The organism is Streptosporangium sp. NPDC006930 (assembly GCF_040635605.1).
Lineage (GTDB): Bacteria > Actinomycetota > Actinomycetes > Streptosporangiales > Streptosporangiaceae > Streptosporangium.
Map to the genome: position 1 here is coordinate 1 of NZ_JBEYID010000069.1, position 1,545 is coordinate 1,545.

At 70.5% G+C, this 1,545-nt stretch carries 1 protein-coding gene; it reads right to left on the bottom strand.

The features are described from left to right. Positions 1-1,523, bottom strand: a 1,523-nt coding sequence (locus ABZ664_RS39380) for a polyketide synthase dehydratase domain-containing protein (RefSeq protein ID WP_362522393.1), incomplete at its 3' end; no start/stop codon positions are given. Positions 1,524-1,545 lie beyond the last annotated feature (22 nt).

Genomic DNA, 1,545 nt, shown 5'->3' on the forward strand with positions numbered 1-1,545 from the left:
AACCGCGAGCCGACGAACCGCTCATCGGCCAACCACTCCTGCAGCAGTTCCAACACCTGCGCGACCACCGCGTGCGTCGACTCCACCACGTCCTCTGCACCGGCCGACCCCACAGCGACCATGACCACATCCGGCACCGACTCCAGCGAGGCGAGCTCTCCACTCAGCTCGACCACATCCGCCTCGGGCTCCGCACCCCCCACCTCCGGCAACGAGACCCAGTCCACCCCGAACAGGGAGTCCCGCTCCACACCACGCCCCCCACCGGCGCCGACCAGCTGGTCGGGGGTGAAGGGACGCACGATCAGCGACCGCGCCGACAGCACCGGCTCTCCCGCCAGGTCCACCGCCGTCAGCGAGACCGAGTCGGCACCCATCCTGGTCAGGCGGACCCGCAGCAGCGCCGCCCCGCCCGCGTGCAGACTCACCTCACCCCAGGAGAACGGCAGCCAACCTCCCTCGACCACGTCGAGACCTGCGAAGCTCACCGCGTGCAACGCCGCGTCCAGCAGCGCCGGGTGCACCCCGAACGAACCCGCGCTCGAGGTCGCCTGCTCCGGCAGGGCGACCTCGGCGAAGATCTCCCCATCGCGCTGCCATACGGACCGCAGCCCCTGGAACACCGGACCGTAGCCCAGCCCTCTGGTGGCCAGTTCGTCGTACAGCCCGTCCAGCTCGATCACCGTCGCACCCGCCGGAGGCCACACCGCCCCGTCGAACGGCACGGCGGCCCGCCCGCCCGTGGCCAGTGTGCCGGTAGCGTGCCGCACCCACGGCACATCGTCGGCGGCCGACGCCGACCGGGAATAGACGTTCAGCGCACGCCGGCCACTCTCCTCCGGCGCACCCACCGCGATCTGCACCACGACCGCGTCATCCTCACCCAGCACCAACGGCGCCGCCAGCGTCAACTCCTCCACCACGTCACAGTCGACCTGGTCACCGGCCCGCACCGCCAGCTCCAAGAACCCGGTGCCCGGGAAGATCACCATCCCGGCCACCGTGTGATCGGCGAGCCACGGATGCGACGAGAGCGACAGACGGCCGGTCAGCACCACCCCATTGGAGTCGGCCAGACCCATCGCCGCGCCCAGCAGCGGATGATCCGTCGCGGCCAACCCGGCCGCAGCCACATTCCCCGCACCGGAACCGGTGCTCTCGGGCCAGAACCACTGGTGCTGGAAGGCGTACGTCGGCAGGTCGATCCGTCGGCCACCGGTCAGCACCTGCTGCCAGTCGACCTTCACGCCCCGGACGAACAACTCCGCCGCCGAGACCAGCACCCGCTCCAGGCCACCCTCATCGCGGCGCAACGTCCCGGCGATCACCGTGACGGTGTCGGTCTCGTCCACACACTCGCCGACCCCGACCGTCAGCACCGGATGCGGACTCACCTCCACAAACACCCGATACCGCTGCTCCAGCAACTGCCCAACCGCCGGAGCGAAGCCCACCGTGCGCCGCAGATTCTCACACCAATACCCGGCCTCCAGCTCCGGACCCTCCAGCCACTGACCGGTCACCGTCGACAGCATCGGCACCCGC